This is a genomic window from Pseudonocardia sp. ICBG601, assembly GCF_020496245.1.
Window position 1 is genome coordinate 1 of sequence record NZ_JAHLJA010000190.1, and the last position, 1,486, is coordinate 1,486.

A 1,486-nucleotide genomic window follows, 5' to 3' on the forward strand; every position below is an offset into this window, starting at 1 on the left:
ACCCGACTCCGACATTATCGAGTCAGTCACAGCAGCCGAGAAACTACTTGTAGCAAATTAGCAGTCCAAGTATAAACCCCAGAAGTAGGGTTTTCAGCAAAAGAATCAGCAGTAGAGAAAAGCCGCCGATAGAAAATAAGCGATCCCACCTCCCAGTACCCCCAGCGTGACAGCTGGCAGTCCAAACCAGCCCAGCCACCACAGAGGTTGACGAGATTTCATAAGGTTTCGCCTTCTCTCGACAATCGACCAGTCGTCCCTAATCGGAATCTCCAAGCTGCGCCTAGTAACAGCTAAGGCTAAGTCCAGCCCCCGAGAGCCCATAGAACGCTAATGCGACGCAAGACCTCCCCCTGAAGCGAAGATTGCAGCCACCGCCGCAACCGTCGCACCCGCCATGTCGGCGATAGCCACGATGCAGCTCCACGAATAGCCGCCCACCCCACCCGCATACTTAGCCGGGTCCGCCTTCTTCATTTCTGCGACACGGGGCGCAATGTCTTTAAAGGCGGCATCGAATTCGTCGACCCATGCGGGGTCTGCTCCAGCATTAATCGCACCATTGCGATCGAACGTCGGGATCGCGGTAGCGGTGTTCACATAACGCAAGATAATCTGGTAATTGCGCTCATCGTCATTCGCATAAGCGGCTTGCGCGGTTTGCCCAATCGCGATCTTGTTGAAACTGAACGCGGGCGCAATGGACTGAGCGACCTCCGCTGGAGTACTAGTCAGGCGCGGAGTATCCGCAGCAGCGATTCCGCTAGCTGAACCCATTGCGACAGTCATAACCAACACAGTCCCGATAACGCGGGACACGGATGCGAACCTCTTCGTACACATGACCGCATGCGAACACGCCCCCCCCCGCTGGTCAAGAACCACTACCAGCAGCAATCACACGAACACGCTCAGCACACTACGCACTACGGACAGATACGCCCAAACCAACCCAAACCGCCCACCCTCGCCGCAGTCAGTTGACCTTGACCTTGACCTTGACCTTCCTTCTCTCAAAGCATGGAACTACGTACTGATGACCATGGCCGCTCCGCGACCACCCTCCCGGTGGGTCGGGCTGGCGCCCGACACCTCGACCGACCGTCAGCGAAGCAGGGTGGTTGAGGTGTCGGGCGCCAGCCCGACCCACCGGGACTCACTCAACCATCCACACAACAGCAGGTCACAACGATGACCTACCTGAGAGCGCCCCGGGGCAAGCCCAGAAGACGGCCCCGAAAACGATCTTGGGCTCTCTCGGGAGCAACAAAACCCCTCTCGGGAGTTACTGGGCCACCTGTCGGGCCGACAGCACCGAGGACACGCGACCTCAACGATAGCGCGACAACCCCCACATCCGCCGGATCGCGCATCGAGCGGATGCGGAGGCTCCTGCACGCACCAAAACACCGTGCAGGCAGATACTAAATCCATCCTGCGGCACCTTTGAAACCACAGAACCAGTCACCTCAATACCGTGCCCGGC

1 protein-coding gene is annotated in these 1,486 nt (G+C 58.3%); it reads right to left on the reverse strand.

All coding sequences use genetic code 11. The features are described 5' to 3' along the window. Positions 1-330 precede the first annotated feature (330 nt). Positions 331-789: a hypothetical protein gene (locus tag KPL57_RS59475; protein ID WP_226358812.1), complete on the reverse strand. Its 459-nt coding sequence runs from the start codon at positions 787-789 to the stop codon at positions 331-333. Between the last annotated feature and the right edge of the window lie 697 nt (positions 790-1,486).

Excerpts from the sequence above, each read along its gene's own strand:
- KPL57_RS59475 (WP_226358812.1), bottom strand. The coding sequence starts at position 789 with ATGACTGTCGCAATGGGTTCAGCTAGCGGAATCGCTGCTGCGGATACT.